Annotated in this window: 29 protein-coding genes and 1 riboswitch; of the genes, 10 read left to right on the forward strand and 19 right to left on the reverse strand. The window is 56.3% G+C overall.

The genetic code is table 11. The features are described 5' to 3' along the window. Positions 1 to 3: 3 nt before the first annotated feature. The 6 genes from ACR0JR_RS14855 to ACR0JR_RS14880 form a co-directional block, all read right to left on the reverse strand. The gene (locus ACR0JR_RS14855) at positions 4 to 648 is read right to left on the reverse strand and encodes a phosphoribosylanthranilate isomerase (RefSeq protein WP_480456802.1); all 645 of its coding nucleotides are present in this window, start codon (positions 646 to 648) and stop codon (positions 4 to 6) included. 8 nt (positions 649 to 656) lie between these two features. Beyond that, positions 657 to 1,007: a LapA family protein gene (locus ACR0JR_RS14860; protein WP_480456914.1), complete on the reverse strand. Its 351-nt coding sequence runs from the start codon at positions 1,005 to 1,007 to the stop codon at positions 657 to 659. Positions 1,008 to 1,014: 7 nt separating this feature from the next. Further along, entirely contained in the window at positions 1,015 to 1,299 is a 285-nt protein-coding gene (ihfB, locus tag ACR0JR_RS14865) for an integration host factor subunit beta (protein WP_008758048.1), read from the reverse strand. Positions 1,300 to 1,569: 270 nt separating this feature from the next. Next, the gene (rpsA, locus tag ACR0JR_RS14870) at positions 1,570 to 3,246 is read right to left on the reverse strand and encodes a 30S ribosomal protein S1 (RefSeq protein ID WP_010438032.1); all 1,677 of its coding nucleotides are present in this window, start codon (positions 3,244 to 3,246) and stop codon (positions 1,570 to 1,572) included. 237 nt (positions 3,247 to 3,483) lie between these two features. Further along, positions 3,484 to 3,816 (reverse strand): DUF6525 family protein, encoded by a 333-nt coding sequence (locus ACR0JR_RS14875; RefSeq protein WP_480456915.1) that lies wholly within the window; start codon positions 3,814 to 3,816, stop codon positions 3,484 to 3,486. Positions 3,817 to 3,922: 106 nt separating this feature from the next. After that, positions 3,923 to 4,459 (reverse strand): hypothetical protein, encoded by a 537-nt coding sequence (locus ACR0JR_RS14880; RefSeq protein ID WP_480456804.1) that lies wholly within the window; start codon positions 4,457 to 4,459, stop codon positions 3,923 to 3,925. Between the two features lie 218 nt (positions 4,460 to 4,677). Here ACR0JR_RS14880 and ACR0JR_RS14885 point away from each other — a divergent pair, with 218 nt between their 5' ends. Further along, positions 4,678 to 5,154: a YHS domain-containing (seleno)protein gene (locus ACR0JR_RS14885; protein ID WP_480456805.1), complete on the forward strand. Its 477-nt coding sequence runs from the start codon at positions 4,678 to 4,680 to the stop codon at positions 5,152 to 5,154. 27 nt (positions 5,155 to 5,181) lie between these two features. Here ACR0JR_RS14885 and cmk read toward each other — a convergent pair whose 3' ends face one another. The 10 genes from cmk to miaB form a co-directional block, all read right to left on the reverse strand. Beyond that, complete coding sequence (cmk, locus tag ACR0JR_RS14890) at positions 5,182 to 5,805, reverse strand: (d)CMP kinase (RefSeq protein WP_480456806.1); 624 nt, start codon at positions 5,803 to 5,805, stop codon at positions 5,182 to 5,184. After that, positions 5,805 to 7,163, reverse strand: coding sequence for a 3-phosphoshikimate 1-carboxyvinyltransferase (gene aroA / locus ACR0JR_RS14895; protein ID WP_480456808.1), 1,359 nt, complete (start codon positions 7,161 to 7,163; stop codon positions 5,805 to 5,807). Before aroA ends, cmk begins: the two co-directional genes overlap by 1 nt. Positions 7,164 to 7,232: 69 nt before the next feature. Continuing rightward, on the reverse strand, positions 7,233 to 7,943 hold the full coding sequence (gene trmB, locus ACR0JR_RS14900; RefSeq protein ID WP_480456810.1) for a tRNA (guanine(46)-N(7))-methyltransferase TrmB: 711 nt from the start codon (positions 7,941 to 7,943) through the stop codon (positions 7,233 to 7,235). Positions 7,944 to 8,041: 98 nt separating this feature from the next. Continuing rightward, positions 8,042 to 9,223: a methionine adenosyltransferase gene (gene metK / locus ACR0JR_RS14905; protein ID WP_010438011.1), complete on the reverse strand. Its 1,182-nt coding sequence runs from the start codon at positions 9,221 to 9,223 to the stop codon at positions 8,042 to 8,044. Between the two features lie 5 nt (positions 9,224 to 9,228). Further along, positions 9,229 to 9,277: riboswitch (SAM-SAH riboswitch) on the reverse strand. Positions 9,278 to 9,298: 21 nt separating this feature from the next. Continuing rightward, positions 9,299 to 10,825, reverse strand: a complete 1,527-nt coding sequence (gene lnt, locus ACR0JR_RS14910; RefSeq protein ID WP_480456812.1) for an apolipoprotein N-acyltransferase — start codon at positions 10,823 to 10,825, stop codon at positions 9,299 to 9,301. Continuing rightward, entirely contained in the window at positions 10,822 to 11,706 is an 885-nt protein-coding gene (locus ACR0JR_RS14915) for a hemolysin family protein (protein ID WP_170781534.1), read from the reverse strand. Before ACR0JR_RS14915 ends, lnt begins: the two co-directional genes overlap by 4 nt. 36 nt (positions 11,707 to 11,742) lie before the next feature. Next, the gene (gene ybeY, locus ACR0JR_RS14920) at positions 11,743 to 12,237 is read right to left on the reverse strand and encodes an rRNA maturation RNase YbeY (protein WP_480456814.1); all 495 of its coding nucleotides are present in this window, start codon (positions 12,235 to 12,237) and stop codon (positions 11,743 to 11,745) included. Between the two features lie 42 nt (positions 12,238 to 12,279). Then, complete coding sequence (locus ACR0JR_RS14925; protein ID WP_170477770.1) at positions 12,280 to 13,302, reverse strand: PhoH family protein; 1,023 nt, start codon at positions 13,300 to 13,302, stop codon at positions 12,280 to 12,282. A 147-nt stretch (positions 13,303 to 13,449) separates the two neighbouring features. After that, the gene (locus tag ACR0JR_RS14930; protein ID WP_480456815.1) at positions 13,450 to 14,184 is read right to left on the reverse strand and encodes an outer membrane protein; all 735 of its coding nucleotides are present in this window, start codon (positions 14,182 to 14,184) and stop codon (positions 13,450 to 13,452) included. Positions 14,185 to 14,378: 194 nt separating this feature from the next. Further along, on the reverse strand, positions 14,379 to 15,698 hold the full coding sequence (gene miaB, locus ACR0JR_RS14935) for a tRNA (N6-isopentenyl adenosine(37)-C2)-methylthiotransferase MiaB (RefSeq protein WP_480456816.1): 1,320 nt from the start codon (positions 15,696 to 15,698) through the stop codon (positions 14,379 to 14,381). Between the two features lie 120 nt (positions 15,699 to 15,818). Between miaB and ACR0JR_RS14940 the strand changes: the two genes are divergently transcribed. Next, positions 15,819 to 16,682, forward strand: coding sequence for a hypothetical protein (locus ACR0JR_RS14940; protein WP_170781539.1), 864 nt, complete (start codon positions 15,819 to 15,821; stop codon positions 16,680 to 16,682). A gap of 3 nt (positions 16,683 to 16,685) precedes the next feature. Here the strand turns inward: ACR0JR_RS14940 and ACR0JR_RS14945 are convergent, their stop codons facing one another. Further along, positions 16,686 to 17,483 (reverse strand): phytanoyl-CoA dioxygenase family protein, encoded by a 798-nt coding sequence (locus ACR0JR_RS14945; RefSeq protein ID WP_029621670.1) that lies wholly within the window; start codon positions 17,481 to 17,483, stop codon positions 16,686 to 16,688. A gap of 85 nt (positions 17,484 to 17,568) precedes the next feature. Between ACR0JR_RS14945 and ACR0JR_RS14950 the strand changes: the two genes are divergently transcribed. Then, positions 17,569 to 18,465: a LysR family transcriptional regulator gene (locus ACR0JR_RS14950; protein ID WP_480456817.1), complete on the forward strand. Its 897-nt coding sequence runs from the start codon at positions 17,569 to 17,571 to the stop codon at positions 18,463 to 18,465. A gap of 3 nt (positions 18,466 to 18,468) precedes the next feature. Here the strand turns inward: ACR0JR_RS14950 and irrA are convergent, their stop codons facing one another. Then, the gene (irrA, locus tag ACR0JR_RS14955; RefSeq protein ID WP_170477572.1) at positions 18,469 to 18,885 is read right to left on the reverse strand and encodes an iron response transcriptional regulator IrrA; all 417 of its coding nucleotides are present in this window, start codon (positions 18,883 to 18,885) and stop codon (positions 18,469 to 18,471) included. A gap of 187 nt (positions 18,886 to 19,072) precedes the next feature. Between irrA and fabA the strand changes: the two genes are divergently transcribed. From fabA to ACR0JR_RS14975, 4 genes are read left to right on the forward strand one after another with little or no spacing between them, the layout of a single operon-like run. Further along, positions 19,073 to 19,582 (forward strand): bifunctional 3-hydroxydecanoyl-ACP dehydratase/trans-2-decenoyl-ACP isomerase, encoded by a 510-nt coding sequence (gene fabA / locus ACR0JR_RS14960; protein ID WP_170477575.1) that lies wholly within the window; start codon positions 19,073 to 19,075, stop codon positions 19,580 to 19,582. A gap of 30 nt (positions 19,583 to 19,612) precedes the next feature. Then, the gene (gene fabB / locus ACR0JR_RS14965) at positions 19,613 to 20,842 is read left to right on the forward strand and encodes a beta-ketoacyl-ACP synthase I (protein WP_480456818.1); all 1,230 of its coding nucleotides are present in this window, start codon (positions 19,613 to 19,615) and stop codon (positions 20,840 to 20,842) included. Between the two features lie 5 nt (positions 20,843 to 20,847). Next, on the forward strand, positions 20,848 to 21,639 hold the full coding sequence (locus tag ACR0JR_RS14970) for an enoyl-ACP reductase FabI (protein WP_170477581.1): 792 nt from the start codon (positions 20,848 to 20,850) through the stop codon (positions 21,637 to 21,639). A 59-nt stretch (positions 21,640 to 21,698) separates the two neighbouring features. Next, complete coding sequence (locus ACR0JR_RS14975; protein ID WP_170477585.1) at positions 21,699 to 21,887, forward strand: hypothetical protein; 189 nt, start codon at positions 21,699 to 21,701, stop codon at positions 21,885 to 21,887. Between the two features lie 11 nt (positions 21,888 to 21,898). Here the strand turns inward: ACR0JR_RS14975 and ACR0JR_RS14980 are convergent, their stop codons facing one another. Beyond that, positions 21,899 to 22,327, reverse strand: a complete 429-nt coding sequence (locus ACR0JR_RS14980) for an FKBP-type peptidyl-prolyl cis-trans isomerase (RefSeq protein WP_480456820.1) — start codon at positions 22,325 to 22,327, stop codon at positions 21,899 to 21,901. A gap of 123 nt (positions 22,328 to 22,450) precedes the next feature. On the opposite strand from ACR0JR_RS14980, the gene ACR0JR_RS14985 reads away from it, so the two are divergent. From ACR0JR_RS14985 to ACR0JR_RS14995, 3 genes are read left to right on the forward strand one after another with little or no spacing between them, the layout of a single operon-like run. Beyond that, positions 22,451 to 23,137: a haloacid dehalogenase type II gene (locus ACR0JR_RS14985; RefSeq protein WP_480456821.1), complete on the forward strand. Its 687-nt coding sequence runs from the start codon at positions 22,451 to 22,453 to the stop codon at positions 23,135 to 23,137. Continuing rightward, positions 23,137 to 23,964: an alpha/beta fold hydrolase gene (locus tag ACR0JR_RS14990; protein ID WP_480456823.1), complete on the forward strand. Its 828-nt coding sequence runs from the start codon at positions 23,137 to 23,139 to the stop codon at positions 23,962 to 23,964. Before ACR0JR_RS14985 ends, ACR0JR_RS14990 begins: the two co-directional genes overlap by 1 nt. After that, a complete protein-coding gene (locus ACR0JR_RS14995; RefSeq protein ID WP_480456825.1) occupies positions 23,961 to 24,935 on the forward strand; it encodes a threonine ammonia-lyase in 975 nt (324 codons plus the stop codon). The genes ACR0JR_RS14990 and ACR0JR_RS14995 overlap by 4 nt, the downstream gene beginning before the upstream one ends. Positions 24,936 to 24,966: the final 31 nt, after the last annotated feature.

Genomic DNA, 24,966 nt, shown 5'->3' on the forward strand with positions numbered 1-24,966 from the left:
AGATCACCGTGTGGCGGCGATGAATGCGCTGATCAAGGCCTCATCCTTGATACCCGGGGCACTTTCAACACCCGAAGCGACGTCCACTTGCCGGGCTCCCGTGGTACGAATGGCCTCCGCCACGTTGTCGGGAGTTAGACCACCCGCCAACATCCACGGCTTGCGCCAATACTTCCGCCCGGCCAAAAGCCGCCAATCGAACGCCAAGCCATTGCCACCCGGTAGAACCGCATTTTTTGGTGGTTTGGCATCGATCAAAATCTGGTCGGCGACGTCGCTAAACGCATCAATCGCAGCGAGGTCTTCCGCATCGGCCACTCCAATGACCTTCATAACCGGCAACCCATAGCGCGATTTGATTTTCGAAACCCGTTCGACGTTTTCACCACCGTGTAACTGCAGCATATCGAACGGTGCAGTTTCGGTAATCTGATCCAAAACCTCGTTCGACTCATTCACAACCAAAGCCACCTTAGCGACCCCAACAGGCACAGATTGCATCAACTCTGCCGCTTGCACAGCGGATACATAACGCGGCGATTTAGGAAAGAAATTGAAGCCTAGATACCGTGCACCTGCTTCAACTGCCGCACGCACATGATCAGGCGCGGTAACACCGCATATTTTGACACTGATTTCACCGGACATAGTCGGCCTCAGCTAGCCTCATCCAGCAGGGCAAGAACGTCATCTTGGCCTTCATTCTGCTTTTTCTTGAGCTTCTTGACCTCGCGCTCAAGTTTGCGCATTTCGCCTTGCTTTACGGTCGCATTCTTGCGGTGCTTGTGCTCGCGCAGCCACTCCCACAAAAACCCTATGACCAGCCCCGCCACAACGCCGCCAAGAACCACCAGGAACAATGGCAACGAAGCCGAGAAGTTGAACCCAAGCAATTCGGACAATGCATCCGGCATCAGCTTCAGTTCAACCATCTGTCGATTGGCCAAAGAGATCGAAACCAAGACGATCCCTAAAGCCGCAAGAAAGGCATAACGAATGTAGCGCATCATGGGATCACGCTTTACCGTTCAAACGATCCCTTAGCAACTTTCCTGTCTTGAAAAACGGAACACATTTTTCTTCGACCTGAACCGTTTCTCCGGTGCGGGGATTCCGACCGACCCGCGCATCGCGTTTTTTAACCGAAAAAGCGCCAAAGCCACGCAGCTCAACTCGATCTCCGCGCGACATTGCATCGGTCACTTCTTCGAAAACCGTATTTACAATCCGTTCGACGTCGCGCTGATAAAGATGCGGATTTTCGTCGGCGATTTTTTGAATCAGTTCTGAACGGATCATGCGTAATACCCTCCCAGGCGTCCGGTATATCTGGCCTACTGATTTGACAGTATAGGAAAAAACCCGGTTTGGGGGAACGCATACTCTGCATCGATTGGCCTTATTTTGCCACATTCTAACGTGAATTTTAGCGCACAGGCCCGTTTTCCACACCTATTGAGCGAACATGACGGAAAATAACCCGGATAATTGGAACATATTGATTCGCAACAAAAACGGCCCCGCGCGTGCGCACGGGGCCGAAATTCTTGGTCAGGCTTTCGCCCTGAATCAGTCGCCGGACTTCAGCGCTGCACCCAGGATATCGCCCAGCGATGCGCCCGAGTCGGAAGAACCGTATTGTTCGACGGCCTCTTTCTCTTCGGCGATCTCGCGTGCCTTGATCGACAGGCCCAGACGGCGGGTTTTGCTGTCGACGTTGGTGACGCGAACGTCGACCTTGTCACCGACCGAGAACCGCTCGGGGCGCTGTTCGGCGCGGTCACGGGACAGGTCCGAACGGCGGATGAAGGATTTCATGCCTTCGTATTCCACCTCGATGCCGCCATCTTCAATCGCGGTCACTTCGACGGTTACGATCGAGCCACGCTTCACGCCGCCCACGGCTTCGGCGAACTTGTCACCGCCCAGGGCTTTGATCGACAGCGAGATACGCTCTTTCTCAACGTCCACTTCCGAGACAACGGCCGAAACCATGTCGCCTTTGCGGTAGTTCTGGATCGCATCTTCGCCACGCTCGTCCCACGACAGGTCGGACAGGTGAACCATGCCATCGATGTCGCCTTCGAGGCCAATGAACAGACCAAACTCGGTGATGTTCTTGACTTCGCCTTCGACCTCGGTGCCCTCGGGGTGAGTTTCTGCAAACACTTCCCATGGGTTGCGCTGAGTCTGCTTCAGGCCCAGAGACACGCGACGCTTGGCGCCGTCGATTTCCAGAACCATGACGTCGACTTCCTGGCTGGTCGAAACGATCTTGCCTGGGTGAACGTTTTTCTTGGTCCAGGACATCTCGGACACGTGCACCAGACCTTCGACACCAGCTTCCAGCTCGACGAACGCGCCGTAGTCGGTGATGTTGGTGACGCGACCCTGATGGACCGAGCCCAGCGGGTACTTGGCGGCAACCAGATCCCACGGATCTTCCTGCAGCTGCTTCATGCCCAGGCTGATGCGGTGGGTCTCTTTGTTGATCTTGATGACTTGAACCTTGATGGTTTCGCCGATCGTCAGGATCTCGGACGGGTGGTTCACACGGCGCCATGCCATGTCGGTGACGTGCAGCAGGCCGTCAACGCCGCCCAGGTCAACAAATGCACCGTATTCGGTGATGTTCTTGACGACACCCTCGACGGTCTGACCTTCGGACAGGTTGCCGATGACTTCGGCACGCTGTTCGGCACGCGATTCTTCCAGGATTGCGCGGCGCGATACAACGATGTTGCCACGGCGGCGGTCCATTTTCAGAATCTGGAACGGCTGCTTCAGACCCATCAGCGGGCCAGCGTCGCGCACAGGGCGAACATCAACTTGCGAGCCGGGCAGGAACGCAACTGCGCCACCCAGATCGACGGTGAAGCCACCTTTGACGCGACCAAAGATTGCACCTTCGACGCGCTGGTCGTCGGCATATGCTTTTTCCAGACGGTCCCATGCCTCTTCGCGGCGGGCCATCTCGCGCGAGATGACAGCTTCGCCACGAGCGTTTTCTGCAGCGCGCAGGTAAACTTCGACCTCGTCGCCAACAGCGATTTCAGGGGCTTCGCCGGGATTTGCGAATTCTTTCAGATCAACGCGGCCTTCCATTTTGTAGCCTACGTCGATGATGGCTTGGCCGGCTTCGATCGCCAGAACCTTGCCTTTGACAACAGAACCCTCTTCGGGTGTGTCCATTTCGAAGCTTTCATTCAGGAGGGCTTCGAATTCCTCCATGGATGCGTTAGCCATGTGGCGTTGTTTTCCTTTACAGTACGTTTTTGCTGGCCGAGCGGTTGTCTCCGCCGGTCTTGTTTCATGATGTCTTCAGGCGTGATCCGGTGCGCCCCTGAGCAAACAAACACAAAGGGCCGAGGTTACCCGGCCCTGCTCAGAAACGTCATCCGGACGTTGACCGCCCTTGTATCGACAGCGCGCGTATAGGCGGATTCCAATGCTTGCGCAAGTGCAAAGCCAACAAACGCTGGCTTATGCGGCGGGATCAGCGCTTGATTGCTTGCCCGGCGTGCCCCAGATCAACGCATCTTGCTGCAACATGGATCGCTCAATGGCGTCAAGCCGCAGAATAGCGGCCATGGGATTTGCCGAACCCCCAGCTTGGTCCCAGATTTTGAGAGCCGAGGCCGGACTCCATGGCAAACAGGCAGACGCCAGCCACTGCCTAAGGCCTTGCGGCAATGCGTCATAGGCCTGCATCGGCGAGCCCCGCCGCCTACGACGTTTGAGCTGAGTCCGCAAATTACGGCCTGAATTGCCTTTGATCGCCTTACCAGCGGTGGCAGGGACCACACCTCGTTTCACATCGCAACCCGCAGACAAACAGAAACTCCATCTTTAATGTCTACGTTACGATATCATATAACACAAACTTTTTTGCAAGACGGTCTTTGGGCCTTACTGTCGGAAATTAGATTTCCTCGCCCTTTTTTAACAGTTCCTTGAACAGCTCTTGCTGCAACTCACCGCTGTCGCCGCCGCCAAACTGTGCCCCTCCGCTGGAATAGAGGGTGCCATATGTTTGCGCGATGTTCACCGTTTGCGCGATGCCCGAGATCAATTGATCCCTTTGCAGCAGCGATAGCGGATGCAGGAACACCGCCCAAATCCTACCGTTTGCGATCGCATATCGCGCATCCAACGCCGTATCGAAATTGGCCTGCATCATCCGTTGCATGTCGGCACGTGTCAGACCGTCTGCGGTTCGGATCGGAACCATCACGCGCATACGGTCCGCATTGATATCCGTCACAACAAATACACGCGTCTCCGAGATCGTCAGCTCAAAACCGGGCCCGTGTGGTTGCGCCTCGGGATCCAGTGCAAACAGGATTTTACCCAGACGTTCGTAGGTCATCGGGGGTTCATTGATCGGAGACGGGGTTTCTGCTTCCTGAGCAGCGATGCCTGTGGCCGTTAACACCAGAAACAGAACTATTCGGATCATGTGGCCCCTCCTGTAGATACAGAAACGACCATAAGATGTTCAGTTCTGACGAACCAAACAAAGCTCTGTGAACACTTATCACATATCATGCATCGGTTAGGACGATCTGCAATACTTTGCGTTCTAACGGCGATTACGCGTCCGAAAAGCCTTTACTATTTTCAGTCCATCGGCCGACGACAGATGCGGCCAGGAACCAAATGGAAAGGAATAACCAAATGAAACCTCTTGCCCTTACAGCCCTTGCGATGACACTCGCCCTGGCAGCTCCTGCATTTGCTGCAGATGAAATCAACGTCTCAAAGGGTATCTCTGCTGCTGGTGCTCCTTTGGCGGTGCATGGTGTCGATCTGGTGGCATTGGTGAATGACGGCAATCCGGTCGAAGGTTTTGCAACCCATACAGCGACCTATGACGGCGCGTCCTACTATTTCACTAGCGCGGCAAATCTTGAAGCGTTCGAGGCGAACCCGGCGGCATACCTGCCCCAGCACGGCGGATATTGCTCATTCGGCGTTTCGGTCGGAAAGAAATTTGACGGCGACCCGGATCAATATCTGGTCGCAGATGGCAAGCTGTATCTGTTCCTGAACGCCGACACCCGCGCGTCCTTCCTCAAAGACGTTACCGGGACTACAAAAACCGCCGATGACCAGTGGGCCAACATCAAAAGCATCGCAGTTGGCGAGCTGTAAGTAGCTGACATGGCCTGCCCGTGGCGCTTATGCCTCGGGCAGGGCCTTTTCGATGATTTCGATCGCACGGGCCAGCGCTGCATCAACACTCAGGTCCGAGGTATCCAACAGCACCGCATCTTCTGCGGGTTTCATTGGCGCGGTGGTACGTTCGGCATCGCGGGCATCGCGTTCTTTGACATCTGCAAGAACCTGACCGCGCGAGACATCATCGCCTTTAGCTGCAAGCTCCAGATATCGCCGTTCCGCGCGCACTTCGGCGCTGGCCGTGACGAACAGTTTGACCTCGGCGTTCGGGCAAATAACGGTTCCGATATCACGGCCGTCAAGTACTGCACCTCCGACACGCCGCGCAAAGGCACGTTGGAAATCAACCAGCGCGCTGCGAACCTCGGGTATGACAGCCACTTTTGAGGCCGCTTGTGCGATCTCGGCCGTACGAAGGTCACCCTGTTCCAACTCTTCCGCGGTCAGAGATTGCGCCGCCGTAACAGGCTCTTCCCCTTGCAACATGCGCCGTCCAACCGCCCGGTACAGTAATCCGGTATCCAGATGGGCAAACCCAAAATGTGCGGCGACCGCCTTCGAGATCGTGCCCTTACCTGCCGCGGCAGGACCATCGATCGCTACCGTATACCCCTGCTCGAGCATCAGACGGGCCGGTTGTTGCGAAGCAGTTTGGCACCTAAACCCGTCATCAACGGCTCAAAGATCGGGAACGATGTTGCAATCGGACTACCATCATCTACCGAAACCGCCTTTTTCGCGCCCATACCCATCACCATGAAGGACATAGCAATACGGTGATCGAGGAAACTCTCACAAATGCCGCCGCCGGGAACACCACCAATGCCGAGGCCCTCGACTGACCACCAATCGTCACCCTCGTCTACGGTCACGCCATTCGCGCGCAGGCCACGCGCCATGGCATCGATCCGGTCACTTTCCTTGACGCGTAACTCTTTGACGCCACCCATCATCATTGTGCCGGTCGCATTGGCGGCAACAACGGACAGCACGGGGTACTCGTCAATCATCGAGGCAGCGCGTTCTGGCGGTACGGAAATTCCCTTCATATTGGGCGAGTATTTTGCCCGCAGATCTGCAACGGGTTCACCGCCCTCTTCACGCTCGTTCTCATAGGTCAGATCCGCCCCCATCTCGCGTAAGGTTGTAAACAAACCTGCGCGTGTGGGGTTCAGTCCGATGCCTGGTACCAAAACATCCGATCCAGGGGTAATCAGCGCGGCACATACCGGAAACGCTGCGCTGGACGGGTCACGCGGTACTGCAATGACTTGCGGCTTCAATTCTGGACGCCCGGTCAGAGTAATCACTCGCCCCTCGTCGGTATCCTCGACGGTGATTTCTGCGCCGAACCCGGCCAGCATCCGTTCGGAATGATCGCGGGTGGCCTCTTTCTCGATTACCACGGTCTTGCCGGGGGCATTCAGCCCTGCCAGCAGAACAGCGGATTTCACCTGTGCCGACGGCACAGGCACCTCGTAACGAACCGGGATGGGGTCCGCAGCGCCGACGATGGTCATCGGCAGGCGTCCACCGTCACGGCCGACAGATTGCGTGCCAAACAGCGCCAGAGGATCGGTGACCCGGGCCATTGGACGCTTGTTCAGGCTGGCATCCCCGGTAAAGGTCGCCGTTATCGGAGAGGTTGCCATTGCTCCCATAATCAGGCGCACACCGGTGCCCGAGTTCCCGCAATCGATCACCTGATCGGGTTCCGCAAAGCCGCCTACGCCTACGCCGTGCACCGACCATTCGCCGCCCCCGTGATCCGTAACTTCGGCCCCGAAGGCCCGCATGGCCTTGGCCGTGTCCAGCACATCCTCGCCCTCAAGCAGGCCCGAAATCCTGGTTTCGCCAACAGCCATCGCCCCCAGGATCAGGGACCGGTGCGAGATTGATTTGTCGCCAGGCACCTCTGCCGTGCCGGTCAGCGGGCCGCATGGATGCGACGTCATCGGGATGGGCGTGCCGTGTCCGGACATGGGGGCTCCTGTTTTCGCTATCGGTCCTCAGGCCGATTAGCGAATTGGGGCCGGTTGGTCCAGCGGCAATCAGTCTTTGCGTCGGAAGGTCAGATAATGCGGGGTACGCCCCTCGCGTAGGGCTTTTTGTTCGTAGCGGGTGGAAATCCAGTCATCCCAAGGCTCGCGCCAGTCGGCGGGGCGCTCGGCGAGCCACTCAAAACCGGCACGCGGCACCTCTTCAAGAGTCTGGCGCACATAGTCGGGGATATCGGTGGCAACGCGAAAAATCGACCCCGGTTTCAATGCACGCGCCAGAGGCTCCAGATGTTCAGGGGTCACGAACCTGCGCCGATGATGACGTGTTTTCGGCCACGGATCAGGGTAGAGCAGAAAGGCGCGCGAGATGCTGGCCTCGGGCAGCACATCAAACAAATCCCGCGCATCGCCAGGGTGCACGGCAAGGTTTTCGGCACCAGCCTGACGAATTTTGCCCAACAACATTGCGACACCATTGATGTAAGGCTCTGCTCCGATAATGCCGATACCGGGATTGTTTTGCGCCTGATGCACCAAATGCTCGCCACCGCCAAATCCGACTTCGAGCCAGACAGGCTTGCCACCGAACAGGCCCTCTAGGTCCAAAGCGGTGCGTTCTGGGTTGGTTTCCCAATCTACCGCACCTGGAGACAGGGCGGCCAGATCTTCTGACAGATAAGTCTTTTGGCTGGGCTTCAAGGTCTTGCCTTTGAAGCGGCCATAAAAGTTCCTGCGGGGGCGCTGTGGGGTCTGGTTGCTCATGCCCGTGCCCATACTGCTGACTCGTGCCTGAGGCAAGGGTGGAGGTTGGGGGCTGGCCCCCACACCTCCGGCGTATTTTTTGAATAGGTGAACGGCGCTCAGACAGCCTGCTTAAGAGCGTCGGCCAAATCGGTACGCTCCCAGCTGAATCCACCATCTGCATCGGGTTCGCGTCCGAAATGGCCATAGGCTGCAGTACGCTGATATATCGGCTTGTTCAGTTGCAGATGCTCGCGAATGCCGCGTGGTGTCAGGTCCATGACTTGACCGACAGCCTTCTCGATAACCGCGTCAGCGATCTGGCCTGTCCCGTGTGTGTCGGCATAGATCGACAGAGGTTTGGAGACGCCAATCGCATAGCTCAACTGAATGGTGCAGCGTTCCGCCATTCCTGCCGCTACCACGTTCTTGGCCAGGTAGCGTGCGGCATACGCAGCCGAGCGGTCCACCTTGGTCGGGTCTTTGCCAGAGAACGCACCGCCCCCGTGCGGAGCAGCACCGCCGTAGGTGTCCACGATGATCTTGCGCCCGGTCAGACCCGCGTCGCCATCGGGGCCGCCGATCACGAACTTGCCGGTGGGATTCACATGCCACTCGGTCTCGGCGGTCAGCCAGCCATCGGGCAGGGTTTCGCGAATATAGGGTTCGACAATCTGGCGGATATCATCCGAGGTCAGCGCCTCATCCAGATGCTGAGTGGACAGCACGATTGAGCTGACACCAACTGGATTGCCATCCCGGTAGATGACCGACAGCTGCGATTTCGCGTCCGGACCCAGCGCGGGCTCGGTACCGTTTTTGCGAACTTCGGCCAGACGGCGAAGGATTGCATGCGAATACTGGATCGGAGCTGGCATCAGTGCAGGTGTCTCGGTCGTGGCGTACCCGAACATGATGCCCTGATCGCCTGCGCCCTCGTCTTTGTTGTCAGCGGCGTCGACGCCCTGCGCAATATGAGCCGACTGTTCGTGCAGCAGGTTGGTTACCTCGACGGTTTCGTGGTGAAACTTGTCCTGCTCGTATCCGATATCTTTGATGCAGGCGCGCGCAATATCATCGATATGCGCCATGTAATCGTGGAGCTTGTCCTGATCCGACAGCCCCACTTCGCCACCGATGACCACACGGTCCGTTGTGGCAAAAGTTTCGCACGCAACGCGGGCTTCGGGCTCTTCACGCAGGAAGGCGTCTAGCACCGCATCGGAAATACGATCGCAGACCTTATCAGGGTGTCCTTCGGATACGGACTCCGAAGTAAAAGTGTAATTCTGTCGGGACATAAATGTGCTCCACTAAGATTTTCCCATCACGTCAGGAAGCCGTTGTGAAGGGCAATTGACCGAATACGCGCGCAGTCAGGTAGGGTCAATCGGTATTTGACCGTTGAACCTACGGGTATGACGCCAGAGCAACGCCCAAGCTGCCAATAGAAGGAAAAACACAGGTTTGTTCCCGATCCGGGAATATATCGTCGCGGCTTGGGGCTGCGGCAATTCGGCATCGATAAACCCGGCCTGCCCAAGCGCCAACGCGTCAGTAATTCGCCCCAAAGGGTCAATCATCGCAGAAACACCGGTATTGGCCGAGCGCAACATCGGCAGACCCTGCTCGATGGCGCGCATCTGTGCCTGTGCAAGATGCTGATACGGACCGGAGCGAGTCCCGAACCACGCATCGTTAGTGATCTGCAACAGAAAATCTGCCCGGCCCGGCGCGGACAGAACATCTTGTGTGAATACGGCCTCATAACAGATCAGCGGCAGAGCTTGCCCAAGCCCTCCTGCATCCATCAGGGCAGCGCCCGGCCCAGCGCTGAAACCACTTCCCGTGGTTGCCGCCATTCCGTGAATTCCAAACCGCGCCATCAATTCACCAAAGGGCACATACTCTCCGAATGGGGCCAGATGGTGTTTGTCATACAGCCCCGCCTGTTGACCATCTCCATTCAAATAGATCATCGAGTTATAGTTCTGCCGTCCGTCAGCACGCTGGATACCTAGAAAAACAGGCGTACCCTGCGCCGCTTCGCCAATTGCTGAAAGATAAGGCTGCGCACTGCCAAGCCACGCCGGAACCGAAGTTTCTGGCCAGACAATCAGATCTGGCCTGGGCTCGGCTACCGTGAATTCAAGTTGGCGGGCAAAAAACAGGGGTGCATATTCCGGGTCCCACTTTTGGTGCTGTGGAGCATTAGGCTGTATCAGTCGCACGATACGGCCGGAGTATTCAACCGACGGCCGGTTTGCGGCGTAAGCCAGAGCCAATACAGCGCACCCCGCAGCCACAAAGATTGGCATCCCCAAGCCGCGTGGAGTCCGATCGCTGGAGATGGCTGCACCGAGTGGCAAAGTCGCAATCAGCGTCAGCGCGCCCAAGCCATAAGGTCCTATCAGCGAGAGGAGCTGAGCAAAAGGCGTATCCACCCAGATCTGAGCAATACCCGCCCAAGGAAACCCTGTTAGTATGTAACCCCGCGCAAACTCGGCCAGAGAGAGTGTCAAAGCCAGTAGCATACCCTGTACGATTGGCGATCCACCGATGCGTTTTGCAACTCCAAAGGCCAGCGCCCAGAACAATGCCAACCCGCCTGACAAGAAGATTAGTGCAAAGGGTGCCATCCAGGCATGGCGTTCTGCGTCAACCATGAATGGTTCGATGATCCAGTTTAGCGCATGGGCAAAATACCCTGTGGCGAACACCCACCCCAGCAAAGCCGCGCGGCGGGATGTTTCAGAGTTCAAGTACAATGGAGTAAGCAGGATCAGCGCCACCAATGCTGCTGGCCAATAACCCAACGGGGCAAGCCCACAAGCAGCCACGATTCCCAAGGATGCCGCTAGCAGCAACCGCAACCAATAGGGCCACCCCTGGGCAGGATTCATGCAGCGATATCCGGCAACATGACGCGCAACCGCTTTATGCGGCGTGGGTCTGCGTCAAGAACTTCGAATTCAGGCCCTTCGGGGTGGCATACCACCTCACCACGCGCCGGGACGCGCCCGGATAGCATGAAGACCAAACCGCCCAAAGTGTCGATCTCTTCTTCGTCCACATCTTCGTGGCTGGTCAATGAACGACCAATTTCGGCTTCGAAATCTTCAAGCGGAACCCGAGCTTGAACCACGTAGCAGCCAGGTTTTTCTTGTATCCAAAGCTGATCTTCATCGGCGTCATGTTCGTCGGCAATTTCGCCCACAACCTGTTCGATTAGGTCTTCGATGGTCAGCAGGCCGTCGACACCACCGTATTCGTCAATGACCAGCGCCATATGACGACGTTCAGTTTGCATCTTGGTTAAAAGTACGCCAATCGGCATCGAGGGCGGAACGAACAGCAAGGTCCTTAGCATTGACGTCAAATCAAACTCGGACGAGTTGCCATTAAATCCATGGGTCAGCGCGAAATCCTTGAGGTGGACAAAGCCCAGTGGCGTGTCGAGCGTTCCCTCGTACACAGGGATTCGCGACAATCCACTATCGCGAAAAATTTGCGCCAACTCGTCCTTGGGTGTTGTCGAGGGAACCGAGATAATCTCGGCCGTGGGTATCGCGACATCTTCGACCCGCATTCTGCGCAGGTTGATCATACCCCTCGGTTGTGAATCCGTGACCTTAGCCCCGTTCACCTGACTGGCTTCATCGCCCGGAGGTGAAAATGCGTCGAATATCCGGGATAAAAGCCCGCCTTTTTCATCGCTATCCGTGTTGCTGTTCTGTGAATGCGCGCTTTGCGCTGCCCTAGAACTGCCGTCTGTATCGCCCATTATCCTGTTCCAAATGATCGGGCAAAGCTGCCCCTGTCATGCATTATATGGGTTATCTATACCCAGTTTGCCAAGTATTGCGATCTCGACCCGTTCCATCAAAGTGGCGTCCAGGTCACGAATGTGATCGTATCCTAACAAATGTAACGTGCCGTGAATTATCAAGTGGGTCACATGATCTTCTAATGATTTACCCGCTGCGATGGCCTCACGCGCGCAGGTGTCATATGAAATCGCAATGTCTCCCAATGCGATATCCCCAGCGAAATCGGGCTCGGGCAACATTGGTATGCCCCCAGGGTGATCAGGGGACAAATCTTCGGCAGGCCAGCTTAGAACATTTGTCGGCTTCAGTTTTTCCCGGAATTCGGCATTCAGAACTGCGATCCGTTCATCGTTACAACCCAACAAGCTGATTTCGCAGAAATCCGATTTGAGACCGCAATAATTAAGAACTTCAATGAGTGCGCGTTGCGCCAGCGGCTCCAATTCCCGCCAGCGCTCGTCTTCGATCGTTACATCCAGATTCATACCGGCTCTCCAAGGCTCCAAAACCCATCGGAACCTTGGGTTTCACCCCGTTTCGCGGCCCGTGTCGGCCTCATACGCCTCAATAATGGCGGCGACAAGCGGGTGGCGCACGACATCTTTCGACGTGAAATAATTAAAACTGATATTCGGGATCGTCTTCAGCAGTCTTTCCGCATCCGCCAAACCCGATTGCACACCGCGCGGCAAATCGACCTGTGACCGGTCTCCGGTGATCACCATGCGGCTGCCTTCGCCAAGTCTGGTCAGGAACATTTTCATTTGCATGGTGGTGGCATTTTGCGCCTCGTCCAGCACGACAAAGGCATTCGCCAGCGTCCGCCCACGCATAAACGCCAGAGGCGCGATTTCGATCCGCTTTTCTTCGATCAGCTTAGCCAGCTGCTTGCCCGGGAGGAAATCATTCAGCGCATCATAAAGCGGCTGCATGTAGGGATCGACTTTATCCTTCATGTCACCGGGCAGGTAACCCAGCTTTTCGCCGGCCTCTACCGCTGGACGGCTGAGAATGATCCGGTCCACATGGCCTCCGATGAACATCGACACACCCACAGCAACAGCCAGATAAGTTTTACCCGTACCTGCAGGGCCGATTCCAAAGGCCAGCTCATTGTTGAAGAGCGACTGAACATATGCCTTCTGGGCGTCTGTCCGCGGCTCAACCAGCTTCTTACGGGTTTTGATTTCGACCGTTCCGCCTTTGAACATCTCAAGCTGGTCGCCATCCCGCGTGCCGGTTCCGGCCTCGGAATTGCCCATGCGCAACTCTCGGTCGACATCTGCTGCTTCGACATCTCGCCCACCTTCAAGCCGAGTGTAGAGCGCCTGCAGCACTTCAATCGCCTGTTTTTGCGATTCTTCATCACCCAGCACGACCAACTGATTTCCACGCCGCACGATCTGCACCGAAAGCTTTTGTTCGATATCGGTCAGGTTACGGTCATATTCGCCGCACAAATCGATTAGTAGTCTGTTGTCTGGGAACTCAACAAGCGCCTCACGCTGGGGCATATCTTCTTGCGGTGGGGTCAGGGCACCGATGGCCAATCCGTTCTCCTGTCTTGGCGTTTCACCCCGAGCGTAGACAACATCTTGAGGTGGACGCAAGGCGCAGTTTCGTTTTTTGCAAACGGGATGACAAATGCGCCGATCAACGGCGTTGTTGCGCATAAAATATCAGTTTTTGCGAATGGTTCAGAATGTATAATTCAATCCGATCCGCAATCCGCGGTAGCTTGGCGTCGATTTGGTGCTGAAAGAAGGGCCCAGTTCTACGGTTTTTGATTCGAACTGCAGATATTCGAGCTCACCAGTGATCGACCAATCGTCATTCAGTTTATGCTCGGCACCCAGGCTGGCAGAAAAACCCTGACGTCGATCAACGTCTTCAAAGCGGGTAGTCCCACCCATTTCGGTCACAGAAGCCGAGGTTGTGATATCACCACGCACATAGCCCACTGTAACGAAGTAAAGGACACTCTTGCTGCGGTTTGTAAGTCCATTTCGAAGGCGAATCGAGAATACATCGGAAATTGCAGATCTGCCGCTGACGGGTGTTCCGCCGATCTGTCCCGACGTGCTGCCGTCCAGAGTGCCAAAGTCGTAGCCGACTTCCAGACCATAGACATAGTCGCGCCCGCCTCTCGCAGGCAAAATCCCGCGCCAACCCCCGCGAAACCCGGCAAAGTTGCCGTCAGTACTGACCTCTCCGATCCCGAAAACTGAGCCGCCATTGACCTGCAAGCCAAACTCATCGGAACCACCCGTTGCACGACTGGCGCTCACCCCCAGATAAAACGCCCGGATATCGCTGGCATATCGTTCGGACGAAATCACGTCAGGTTCAGTGACTTCCCCGGTCACATCCCCAGCCAAAGTCGGAGCAGCGCAAGATAACATCAATAAGAGGGCCGTCAAAACGCGGGACATCTTCGATTTTGGAAAACATATCCAACTCACTACTCGCACCCTCCGCCATCATGGCTTGCCTCTTCGGGTCAACAGTTTCGTAGGCCGCAAAACCCACACCCGAGAAATCTGGCCTCTCTCGGAGCATAGTTCCAAGTCATAAATCAAGGGTTAAATTTGGTCGGAAGGAACCCTTGCAGCATACGTATATTGGATTAAATCACTTCGCCGCCTAGCGAGTTCGCGCCAGAGGATTTGATCCTTACCTTACGTAAATCTCCACGTGCCACATCTGCATCCGAAACGTGAACCGCGTGAAGATACTCGGATTTTCCAACCATCTGGCCCGGTTGACGCCCAGATTTTTCAAACAGGACACTGACTGTTTTGCCAACCATGGAATCCTGAATCACTCGCTGATGACGTGTAATCAAGGCTTGTAACCGTTGCAGACGCTCGTCTGCCACTTCGGCATCGACCTGTGGCCGTTCTGCCGCAGGCGTACCGGGGCGGGTAGAATACTTGAATGAATACGCGTAGCCGTATTTGACCTCTTCCACCAAATCCAGAGTAGCCTGAAAATCCTCATCTGTCTCTTCGGGGAAGCCTACGATGAAATCGCCGGACATTAGAATATCGGGCCGGGCTTCGCGGATGCGTTCGATTAGCCGCAGATAGCTTTCAGCCGTGTGACTGCGGTTCATGCGTTTCAGGATTTTGTCCGATCCCGACTGCACCGGCAGGTGCAGATAAGGCATCAGTTTTTCGCAGGTCCCATGCGCCTCGATCAGCGCATCGTCCATGTCGTTCGGGTGCGAGGTGGTAAAGCGGATGCGCTCCAGCCCATCGACCTTGTTCAACTCCCAGATCAGACCGGCAAGAGTCATGTCTCCGTCCGGTCCCACCCCGTGATAGGCATTGACGTTCTGCCCCAGCAACGTGATCTCGCGCACGCCGCGCTCGACCAGATCGCGGGCCTCACGCAGGATGCGATCAGCGGGGCGGCTGACCTCGGCTCCGCGTGTATAGGGCACAACGCAGAAGGCGCAGAACTTGTCACAGCCTTCCTGCACAGTCAGGAATGCCGTCGGGCCACGCTTGGCCTTGGGGCGGTTCTTGAGCTTTTCGAATTTGTCTTCTTCGGGGAAATCGGTATCCAGCGCCTTTTCACCCGCGCGCGTCTTCGCCTCCATCTCAGGCAGGCGGTGATAGCTTTGCGGACCCACTACCAGATCGACCAGAGGCTGACGGCGCATAATCTCTTCGCCCTCGGCTTGGGCTACGCAGCCAGCGACACCAATCTTCAAATCCGGCTTGTCTGCTTTCAGACCCTTGAACCGGCCCAGTTCGGAATAGACTTTCTCAGCTGCCTTTTCACGGATGTGGCAAGTATTGAGAAGGATCATATCCGCATCATCGGCCGACTTGGTCTCGACATACCCCTGCCCGCCCAGCGCTTCGGCCATGCGTTCACTGTCATAGACGTTCATCTGACAGCCATAGGTCTTGATAAACAGCTTTTTCGGTTCAGACATGACTTGGCCTTTGCAGTCGCTGGGTCGGCGTCGTCTATACGTATCGAACGCCGCTTGCAATGCTGGCGCAATTACCCGAATTTGGCGGGAATTTCCAGCGAGGCAGAAACAAAGCCAACGATGCAGTACGATTCCCTTGATCACCTTCTGAAATCCGGCGGTGATGCCCTAAACAAGGGCCCTATAGCGCTGATCTTCGCCGAAGATGAAGTCGAATTGGAAAGCACGCTTCATCACCACCTTAAACTGGGGTTCAAATCGGTGATTGCGTTCCTGCCAAGGGAATTTGCGATCGACGATGATCTGAGCGAGAGGGTCTACAGGGTTGTGATGACATGCGCGCCCAGAACAGTCGTTTTTGACGCCGTCAACCGGATCATCCAAGCCACGCAAGGCGTCTGGATATACTACTGCTACAACGCCGAATACCTGTTCTATCCGTTCTGCGAGACCCGCTCGGTTGGCGAGTTGCTCGCCTTCCATTCAGAAGAGCGGCGTCAGGCGATGTTGACCCACGTGATCGATCTGTATGCGAACGATCTAACGGCCTTTCCCAACGGCGTGGCCCCCGATCAAGCAATGCTGGACAAGACCGGATACTACGCCCACACGCGGCATGATGCATCTGGCAAGCCGCTAGAGCGGCAGCTGGATATGTCTGGCGGCCTGCGCTGGCGGTTCGAAGATCATATCCCCTATGAACGGCGCCGCATCGATCGGATTTCGCTGTTTAAAGCAAAACCCGATCTGAAACTTCTGCCGGATCACACGTTCAACGAGGCGGAATACAACACCTACGCCTGCCCTTGGCACAACAACCTGACCGCCGCGATCTGCTCCTTCCGTGCGGCCAAAGCACTAAAAACGAACGCCGGATCGACGTTCGATATCTCTGATTTTCGCTGGAACCATTCAACTCCGTTCGAGTGGGATTCGCGCCAGTTGCTGGATCTGGGCCTGATTGAATCAGGCCAGTGGTTCTAGATCCTAACGCTGCAACAGAACCGGGAACCAGTCCTCGCGTAGCCTTTGCCCCGGCACCATGTCATGCCCCGGAAATGGCGGCGATGTCCGCCCCGGACGTTCAACATAGCGCGCATCATCACCAACCAACCGCAGCGAGAAGGCCCTGCGCCGACTGTCGGAAGTATTGCCACGGGCCCCGTGGAGCGTGCGGTAGTTGAATGCCACGGCGTCGCCTGGCTCCATCTCGAATTCGACAACCTTCATCCCTTCTGCATCCGGGTCGGGGATCGGCATGTACTGCCCCTCATCAGGGAAGAACCCTTCTTCCGAGACCCAGCGAGTAGGCAGCACTTCTTTTTCCCAGCGGTGCGATCCGGCGACGCAACGCAAGGTCGCTTGTTTCACCGGGTCCAACGGTGACCAGAAGCTTATATTTTGTTGGCCATCGACAAAATAGTAGGGCCCATCCTGATGCCACGGAGTCGCCATTGAGGTCCCGGGCTCCTTCACCAGTACATGGTCGTGGAACATCTGCACGGATTGCGATTGCATAAGGTCGGCTGCAACTTCGGCAGCAGGGGATGTTTCGATCACTTCACGAAACTGCGGGATACGAGACCAGTTGCAATAGTCGTCGAAAAAACGGCCGGTCTCACCGTCTTTCTTGTTCTCTGACGCATAGGGTCCCGGTTCATCCATATTTGCCGCAACCCCAGCCCGCAGGGTTTCAATGTGATCGGCGAACAGGCCTTTGACCAACACAACACCGTCCGTCTGGAAGTCGTCAATCATGGCTTGGGAAACAAGAGGGTGAGTCATCGCGGTCTCCTTGGATTTGTCACCCGATCTGCGCATGAATGAGCCCTCTGTTCAAATCATATCTTTCGATTTAGGTATTAACCTAATGTTATACCTTACACTCCGCCAATACGAATATGTCTGCGCCATTGGTCGACATGGCAGCCTGTCTGCGGCAGCACAGCGCCTGAACGTCTCGCAACCCGCCTTGTCCAATGCGCTGACCCGGGTCGAATCACATTTGGGATATCCACTCTTTGCCCGAAGGCAGGGTGCCGCGATGGCATTAACCCCGCAAGGCCGCAAGTTTATCGAAGAAGCCGAAGCCGTGTTGAACCGAGCAGCCCTATTAGAACAGTCAAAACAACCGCTAACCGGCGAGAACCGATTGCGCCTGGGATGCTTCGTCGATCTGGCTCCCTTTCTTCTGGCCCAATCTCTGCACCGTCTGCGAGAGGCCTTGCCCGATGTCGTCCTGACACACGGGGTTGAAACGTTCGAAGGTCTGATTTCCGGCCTGATCGATGGCAGATATGATTTTGCGCTTACGTATGATCTGGGCATGGACGCCGGTTTTTTGTGCAAGAAGCTGTTCGACAGCACGCCACATGCACTGCTTTCACCCGATCATACACTGGCGAGGGCCGAGCAGGTGACCCTAACCGAGCTCGCGGCACATCCATTGATTCTGTCCAAAGAGGGTCTGTCCGCGCAGCATGTGCTCGCGCTCTTCAGACGCAAAGGTCTGAATCCCACAATCTCGCACCGGGCGGAATCACTCGAGCTTTCGCGTAGTCTGGCTGCTCATGGGGAAGGTATCGGGATAAGTTATACCAGCCCTAAAAGCGGCTTCAGCTATGATCAGGTCCGCTTGGTAAGCCTGCCGATCACCGATCCGGACGCAACCGAATCCGTTGTATTGGCTCGGCATGGAACGGGGCCTGCAGATCCACTGATCGCGCAAGCCGAACATGCGTTGGTTTCGTTGTTACGAAAGGATTAGCAGTTATTTCTTCCGCAAGCGTATCACCACATCGACCGATGCGATTTCGACGCCTTCAGGAGCTTCCGGCAATTGCTGAATCACCAATTGATCTGACGGCGCATCGCTTAGGCGGCTTTCGTCTTCCCAATAGAAATGTGGATGGTCGTGCGTATTGGTGTCGAAATAGCTTTTGGATCCGTCCACAGTGATTTCCTGCAGAACCCCGGCATCGCAGAACGCGCGTAATGTGTTGTATACGGTCGCCAGCGAAACCGCGTCACCTTTGGCTTTTGCGGATTCAAACAGGCTTTCTGCGGTCACATGACGATGCAACCCGTCACCCACAAGCAATTCGGCCAAAGCAACCCTTTGGCGCGTGGGGCGCAAACCTGCGTCAACCAACCAATTTGCAGCGATGTCACGGCTCTGAGGTGTCATGAATCCGATACCTGTGTTTTGCTGCCCTTAATATAAGTGCGCCCGACCTGCAATTTCAAATGAAATTCATTCGCAAGAAGTATACGTGTCACGACATGATATGGCGTGCTGGTCTTGCAGGACCTTGCAAACGGGTGCTAGACGAGACCAGATATAACGAACAGACCCAGGCAGGAGAGGCGGCAGAATGGCCCAATTCCCAAGCAGTTTTGACAAGGACGATCTGCTGAAATGCGCCCGCGGCGAGCTTTTTGGCCCTGGCAACGCGCAGTTGCCCGCCCCGCCGATGCTGATGATGGACCGGATCACCGATATCTCGGGCGATGGTGGTGCGCACGGCAAAGGCCATGTACTGGCCGAATTTGATATTAAACCCGACCTTTGGTTCTTTGACTGCCATTTCCCCGGCAACCCGATCATGCCCGGCTGTCTGGGCTTGGACGGTCTGTGGCAACTGACCGGCTTCAACCTCGGTTGGCGCGGATGGCAAGGCCGTGGCATGGCCGTTGGCGTCGGCGAGGTCAAGCTTACCGGGATGGTACGCCCGGACCGGAAGATGCTGACCTATAAAATTGATTTCAAAAAAGCGATCCAAACGCGCCGTCTGACAATGGGTGTGGCAGATGGCATCGTCGAAGCCGATGGCGAATTGATATACGACGTCAAGGACATGAAGGTCGTTCTGTCAGACGCCTGAGCCTGACCGGCCGAAACAAGGAGTACGCACATGCGTCGAGTAGTCGTCACCGGTTTGGGGGTTGTGTCCTCGATCGGGAACAACGCTGAAGAGGTGCTTGCCTCGCTGAAAGCAGGCAAATCTGGCATTGAGGCCAACGAACAGATGGTCGAACATGGCTTTCGCAGCCAGATCGCCGGATCGCTGAAAATCGACGTGGCTGATCACGTGGACAAGCGCACACTGCGGTTCATGGGACCGGGCGCGGCTTATGCCCATATCGCGATGAGCCAGGCCATCGCTGATGCCGGGCTGACCGAAGATCAGGTCGTTAATCCGCGCACCGGTCTGGTCGCGGGTTCGGGCGGACCTTCGACCAGCGCGATGCTGACCGCACACCAAACCGTGCTGAAAACCGGCGCGACCAAACGGATCGGCCCGTTTGCAGTGCCTAAATGCATGTGCTCGACGATTTCAGCGAACCTTGCGACCGCGTTCAAGATCAAGGGCATCAACTATTCGATTACCTCTGCCTGCTCGACGTCGCTGCACTGCATCGGCAACGCGGCTGAACAGATCATGCTGGGCAAGCAGGACGTGATGTTCGCAGGTGGCGGCGAAGAACTGGACTGGACCCTGTCCTGCCTGTTCGACGCGATGGGTGCGATGTCGTCCAAATATAACGACACGCCCGACAAAGCCTCGCGCGCATTCGATCAGAACCGCGACGGGTTCGTAATTTCCGGTGGTGGCGGCATCGTAGTTCTTGAGGAGCTCGAACATGCGCTGGCCCGTGGCGCCAAGATTTATGCCGAAGTCACGGGTTATGCCGCGACATCTGATGGGCACGACATGGTAGCACCCTCTGGCGAAGGCGGCGAACGCGCGATGCGTCTGGCGCTGTCGACCGTGCCCGAAGGCCGCAAGGTCGACTATATCAACGCCCACGGCACCTCGACCCCGGTTGGCGATGTAGGCGAAGTCGAAGCCGTACGCCGTATCTTTGGCGAAGGCAGCGTACCTCCGATTTCATCAACCAAATCGATGACCGGCCACGCGCAGGGCGCGGCTGGCGCGCTTGAGGCGATCTTCTGCCTGTTGATGCTGGAACATGATTTCATTACTCCGTCGATCAATGTCGACACACTTGCCGAAGGCATCCTGCCCGGTGAAATTGCAACTCAAGTAGTTGAAAACGCAGGCCTGGACAGCGTGATGACCAACAGCTTCGGCTTTGGCGGCACCAACGGATCCATGGTTCTGTCGAAGTATAACGGGTGAACAAGATGTCGGATATTCTCAAGGGTAAACGCGGCCTGATCATGGGCGTGGCAAATGACCGCTCGATTGCATGGGGCATCGCCAAAGCCATGCACGAGGCGGGCGCTGAACTGGCTTTCACCTATCAGGGCGAGGCGTTCGGCAAGCGGCTTGAACCTCTGGCCCAGAGCCTTGGCAGCGACTTCATGGTCGATGCGGATGTCACCGATGACGCATCACTAGACCGCGCATTTGGCGAGTTGGGAAAGCGCTGGCAGACCATCGATTTTGTCGTCCACGCTATCGCCTATTCGGACAAGAACGAACTGACGGGCCGTTTCCTGAACACCACACGCGCAAACTTCAAGCATTCAATGGATGTGTCGGCCTATTCGTTTATCGAGGTCGCGCGCCGCGCCTATCCCCTGATGAAGGACAATGGCGGCACGCTTCTGACCCTGACCTATCAGGGCTCGAACAAGGTGGTGCCGAATTACAACGTCATGGGCGTAGCCAAAGCGGCGCTGGAATCTGCGACCCGTTATCTGGCAAACGATCTGGGCCCCGACGGCATCCGCGTCAACGCCATCTCACCCGGCCCTATGAAGACGCTGGCCGGTGCCGCCATCGGCGGAGCGCGCAAGACCTACAAGTTCTGCGACCAGAACGCCCCCATGCGTTCAAATGCAACGCTTGAAGCTGTTGGCGGCACTGCCGTTTATCTGGCTTCAGATGCGGGAAGCTACACCTCGGGTGAGATCATCCGCGTCGATGGCGGGTATCATATTCTGGGTATGCCTCAGCCCGAGGCCATGTGACCATATCTTTCCCTGCGGGTGCCAAGATTTGACCATCTTTGCCCCGCAGGGATTACGATATGAGCAAACTTGAACAAATCCTTGCGAGTAACGCACGCTCGCCAGCGTTGAAACGCAAGTCAGGAAGCGGACGTGCACGTCTGTTCCTGCTAATACTCACATCGCTGCTGATTGCCTTTGTGTTTCTGACCCAACCGCCCGTACGCGATGCGGTTGAGCCTATGTTGTCACATATCCCCGGCCTTTGATCTGAACGGGATCAGTTGATCGAAACTATTTCAATATCAAAGACCAGATCCTGCCCCGCCAATGGATGATTTGCATCCAGGGTCACCGTCGCCTCATCTACTTCGACAACAGTCACTGGCAGCGCCTGACCGTCAGGTGTTTGCATCTGCAATTGCGTGCCGGGTTCCAGCGGAATGTCATCCGGGATGCCTTCACGCGGTATTTGTTGCCGCATACCCGGATTGATCGGACCATAGGCTTCAACGCAATCAATCTCGACACGCTTTTTCTCGCCAATCTCCATCCCCGGCAGGGCAGCATCAAGACCCTTGATGATCTGGCCTGAACCAACCGCAAACTCAAGCGGATCGCGCCCCTCGGAACTGTCGAAGACTTTGCCGTCCAACAGAGTTCCGGTGTAGTGGATGCGAACGGTGTCGCCATCTTTTATTGCGGTCATGGTGGCCTCCGGCCTGAAAGGAATGAACGGCGCAGCCTAGAGGCTGACACGGCATTGTAAACCCTGCCCTCTTTAACCCCGGAACCGGTTGTGGTTACCTGCGCCCGATCAGGGGAGGATCGGATGGCTATCACCACTTGTGTATTCGACGCGTATGGCACTCTGTTTGACGTGGCTGCTGCTGCCCGGCAGGCCGCAGCGGAACCGGGGTTCGAGGCACTGGCGGATAAATGGCCCGAATTGGCCAGTCACTGGCGTCTGAAGCAACTGCAATACACTTGGCTGCGTGCTGTCGCTGATGCGCATTGTGACTTTTGGGACGTCACGCAAGATGGGCTGGATTGGGCGTTGGAAGCGGTTGGCCTGCAAGGGGATAACACCCTTCGGCAGCGCTTACTGGATTTGTATTGGGAGTTGCAGGCCTATACTGAGGTCCCCGAGATGCTTAAAGCACTGAAAGCGGGCGGGATGCAGACGGCCATCCTGTCCAACGGTTCACCTCCTATGTTGGATGGTGCGGTTCAATCTGCTGGGATCGGAGATGTGCTTGATGACGTGTTGTCGGTTGAAAGCGTCGGGGTCTTCAAACCCCATGCCAGCGTCTATGACCTCGTGCAAAACCGGTTTGGCTGCGCGCGTGACGAAGTGCTATTCGTCAGTTCAAACGGCTGGGACGCCGCTGGGGCAAGCGGCTATGGGTTTGTTACCGCTTGGGTGAATCGCGCAGGGGAACCGATGGACCGCCTGCCTTGGAAACCTGCCCATGTGCTGTCTGACCTGACGACGATCCCGCAATTGGCGGGGCTTTGATGGCGTATTTCACCACTTCGGACGGCAGGCGCCTCTATTACGAAGATACAGGTACAGGTCAGCCACTGCTTTGCCTGGCGGGTTTGACCCGAAATTGCCGAGACTTTTCATTTCTTGCACCGCATGTGGCGGATCTTCGAATGATTTCGATGGATTATCGCGGGCGCGGAAAATCCGATTTTGATGCAGATTATACGAACTACAACATTCTACGCGAGGGGCAGGATGCAGTTGAACTGCTGGATCACCTGGGCTTGGGCAAAGTGACACTATTGGGCACCTCGCGCGGCGGCCTGATCACCATGGTGCTGGCCATGAGCCTTCCTGACCGGCTGGCAGGCGTGATCCTGAATGACGTCGGACCGGTGATCGAACTCGGTGGTATTGCCAAGATCATGGACTATGTCGGCAACCGCCCAACCCCAAAAACCTACGACGATGCGGCTCACGCCCTTGGGGTCATGATGGAATCGCAATTCCCAGGTGTCTCTTTGGACATCTGGAGACAGCAGGTTGAGAACCAATACATCCAGACCGATACCGGACTGGAACTGCGCTATGACCCTGCCCTGAGAAACGCTCTGATCGAACAGGCGGCAAACACGCCCGCTCCTGACCTTTGGCCCATGTTCGACGCGTTGCACGATATCCCGACTGGCGTTATCCGGGGTGCGAATTCCGACCTGCTGAGCACTGCCACAGTACAAGAAATGCACGCGCGCCACCCCAAACTGATCTCAACCGAAGTACCGGACCGTGGTCACGTACCGTTCCTGAACGAACTGCAATCCCTCGACCTAATCCACCAAATATTGGATGCCACATGAGCAACATTGACATGATCGAAGCCGCAGCCAACAGGCTGAAAGGGCACGTGCGCGAGACCCCGCTTCTGTCATCACCTTTTCTGGATGAAATCGCGGGTCGCCGCGTATTGGTAAAACCCGAATGCCTGCAACACACCGGTAGTTTCAAGTTTCGCGGCGCGTGGTCCGCAATCTCTGCGTTGGATGACGCGGCGCGCAACCGCGGTGTGATCGCCTATTCCTCGGGCAATCACGCGCAAGGCGTTGCATATGCAGCAGCTCAACACGGGATATCTTCAGTCATCGTCATGCCGTCGGATGCGCCGAAGCTGAAGATTGAAAACACCCGCGCGCTGGGGGGTGAAGTTGTCCTCTACGACCGTGCAACCGAAAGCCGCGAAGACATCGGTGAAGCGTTGGCTACTGAGCGCGGTTTGACGCTGATCCGACCCTATGATGAGCCGCAAGTGATTGCAGGGCAAGGTACGACGGGATTGGAATTAGCGCGTCAAGCGCACGAGCTTGACGTGACCGAAGGCGATGTCCTCGTGTGTTGCGGCGGAGGTGGGTTGACCTCTGGCATTGCACTGGCTCTGGAACATCATGCGCCCGGCCTACGCGCGCGCCCATGTGAGCCCGAGTGTTTTGACGATGTGAAACGCTCTTTGCAAATTGGCGCAATCCAAAGCAACAATGCCTCATCCGGTAACATCTGCGACGCAATCCTGACACCGCAACCGGGGCGAATTACCTTTCCGATTCTTCAACGGCTTTGCGGCCCAGGACTTGCAGTATCTGAACAGGAGGCACTGCACGCCGTGGCCCTCGCCTTTTTGCGCCTCAAGATAGTGTTGGAACCAGGTGGAGCGGTGTCTTTGGCGTCAGCGCTGTTTCGGAAAGATCAGATTGAAGGGGATACCGTGATCGTCGTGGCCTCGGGCGGGAATGTAGATCCGCAGATATTTGAACAAGCGTTGGAATTCCTTACCTGACAATCGGGAGCGATCAGTGCAAAATCTGATC

The sequence above is a fragment of the Ruegeria sp. AA3 genome (assembly GCF_056542905.1).

What these genes read in the sequence shown, in the direction of transcription:
- ACR0JR_RS14855 (WP_480456802.1), bottom strand. Translation starts at nt 648, where the DNA reads ATGTCCGGTGAAATCAGTGTCAAAATATGCGGTGTTACCGCGCCTGAT.
- ACR0JR_RS14860 (WP_480456914.1), bottom strand. Translation starts at nt 1,007, where the DNA reads ATGCGCTACATTCGTTATGCCTTTCTTGCGGCTTTAGGGATCGTCTTG.
- ihfB (WP_008758048.1), bottom strand. Translation starts at nt 1,299, where the DNA reads ATGATCCGTTCAGAACTGATTCAAAAAATCGCCGACGAAAATCCGCAT.
- rpsA (WP_010438032.1), bottom strand. Translation starts at nt 3,246, where the DNA reads ATGGCTAACGCATCCATGGAGGAATTCGAAGCCCTCCTGAATGAAAGC.
- ACR0JR_RS14880 (WP_480456804.1), bottom strand. Translation starts at nt 4,459, where the DNA reads ATGATCCGAATAGTTCTGTTTCTGGTGTTAACGGCCACAGGCATCGCT.
- ACR0JR_RS14885 (WP_480456805.1), top strand. Translation starts at nt 4,678, where the DNA reads ATGAAACCTCTTGCCCTTACAGCCCTTGCGATGACACTCGCCCTGGCA.
- cmk (WP_480456806.1), bottom strand. Translation starts at nt 5,805, where the DNA reads ATGCTCGAGCAGGGGTATACGGTAGCGATCGATGGTCCTGCCGCGGCA.
- aroA (WP_480456808.1), bottom strand. Translation starts at nt 7,163, where the DNA reads ATGTCCGGACACGGCACGCCCATCCCGATGACGTCGCATCCATGCGGC.
- trmB (WP_480456810.1), bottom strand. Translation starts at nt 7,943, where the DNA reads ATGAGCAACCAGACCCCACAGCGCCCCCGCAGGAACTTTTATGGCCGC.
- metK (WP_010438011.1), bottom strand. Translation starts at nt 9,223, where the DNA reads ATGTCCCGACAGAATTACACTTTTACTTCGGAGTCCGTATCCGAAGGA.
- lnt (WP_480456812.1), bottom strand. Translation starts at nt 10,825, where the DNA reads ATGAATCCTGCCCAGGGGTGGCCCTATTGGTTGCGGTTGCTGCTAGCG.
- ACR0JR_RS14915 (WP_170781534.1), bottom strand. Translation starts at nt 11,706, where the DNA reads ATGGGCGATACAGACGGCAGTTCTAGGGCAGCGCAAAGCGCGCATTCA.
- ybeY (WP_480456814.1), bottom strand. Translation starts at nt 12,237, where the DNA reads ATGAATCTGGATGTAACGATCGAAGACGAGCGCTGGCGGGAATTGGAG.
- ACR0JR_RS14930 (WP_480456815.1), bottom strand. Translation starts at nt 14,184, where the DNA reads ATGTCCCGCGTTTTGACGGCCCTCTTATTGATGTTATCTTGCGCTGCT.
- miaB (WP_480456816.1), bottom strand. Translation starts at nt 15,698, where the DNA reads ATGTCTGAACCGAAAAAGCTGTTTATCAAGACCTATGGCTGTCAGATG.
- ACR0JR_RS14940 (WP_170781539.1), top strand. Translation starts at nt 15,819, where the DNA reads ATGCAGTACGATTCCCTTGATCACCTTCTGAAATCCGGCGGTGATGCC.
- ACR0JR_RS14945 (WP_029621670.1), bottom strand. Translation starts at nt 17,483, where the DNA reads ATGACTCACCCTCTTGTTTCCCAAGCCATGATTGACGACTTCCAGACG.
- ACR0JR_RS14950 (WP_480456817.1), top strand. Translation starts at nt 17,569, where the DNA reads ATGTTATACCTTACACTCCGCCAATACGAATATGTCTGCGCCATTGGT.
- irrA (WP_170477572.1), bottom strand. Translation starts at nt 18,885, where the DNA reads ATGACACCTCAGAGCCGTGACATCGCTGCAAATTGGTTGGTTGACGCA.
- fabA (WP_170477575.1), top strand. Translation starts at nt 19,073, where the DNA reads ATGGCCCAATTCCCAAGCAGTTTTGACAAGGACGATCTGCTGAAATGC.
- fabB (WP_480456818.1), top strand. Translation starts at nt 19,613, where the DNA reads ATGCGTCGAGTAGTCGTCACCGGTTTGGGGGTTGTGTCCTCGATCGGG.
- ACR0JR_RS14970 (WP_170477581.1), top strand. Translation starts at nt 20,848, where the DNA reads ATGTCGGATATTCTCAAGGGTAAACGCGGCCTGATCATGGGCGTGGCA.
- ACR0JR_RS14975 (WP_170477585.1), top strand. Translation starts at nt 21,699, where the DNA reads ATGAGCAAACTTGAACAAATCCTTGCGAGTAACGCACGCTCGCCAGCG.
- ACR0JR_RS14980 (WP_480456820.1), bottom strand. Translation starts at nt 22,327, where the DNA reads ATGACCGCAATAAAAGATGGCGACACCGTTCGCATCCACTACACCGGA.
- ACR0JR_RS14985 (WP_480456821.1), top strand. Translation starts at nt 22,451, where the DNA reads ATGGCTATCACCACTTGTGTATTCGACGCGTATGGCACTCTGTTTGAC.
- ACR0JR_RS14990 (WP_480456823.1), top strand. Translation starts at nt 23,137, where the DNA reads ATGGCGTATTTCACCACTTCGGACGGCAGGCGCCTCTATTACGAAGAT.
- ACR0JR_RS14995 (WP_480456825.1), top strand. Translation starts at nt 23,961, where the DNA reads ATGAGCAACATTGACATGATCGAAGCCGCAGCCAACAGGCTGAAAGGG.